This is a genomic window from Pseudomonas sp. 8209, from assembly GCF_028682105.1.
GTDB lineage: Bacteria > Pseudomonadota > Gammaproteobacteria > Pseudomonadales > Pseudomonadaceae > Aquipseudomonas > Aquipseudomonas palmensis.
On sequence record NZ_JANIAH010000032.1, the window covers coordinates 1 to 366 of the forward strand.

1 protein-coding gene is annotated in these 366 nt (G+C 66.7%); it reads right to left on the reverse strand.

Annotated elements, in window-relative coordinates; translation table 11 throughout:
• A partial coding sequence (locus tag NP552_RS25870; RefSeq protein ID WP_274097329.1) for an AMP-binding protein occupies positions 1–366 on the reverse strand: 366 nt, incomplete at both ends.

The window sequence follows — 366 nt, forward strand, 5'->3', positions numbered from 1 at the left end:
CCGCTCGGCCCGTCCACCGCCAGCACCAGCGCCTCGCGCACGTCAGCCTGTTGCGCCAGACGTGCCTCGATCTCACCCAGTTCGATGCGGAAACCGCGGATCTTGACCTGATGGTCGATGCGGCCGACGTACTCGACGATGCCATCCTGGCGATAACGCGCCAGGTCGCCCGTGCGGTACAGGCGTTCGCCGCGGGACGAGAACGGATCGGGCACGAAACGTGTGGCGGTGAGATCGGCACGCTTGAGATAACCACGCGCCAGACCGGCCTGCCCCACATACAGCTCGCCGATGGCGCCTTTGGGCACCGGGTTCAGGTCGGCATCGAGCAGGTACCACGACAGGTCCGGGATCGGCTCGCCAATC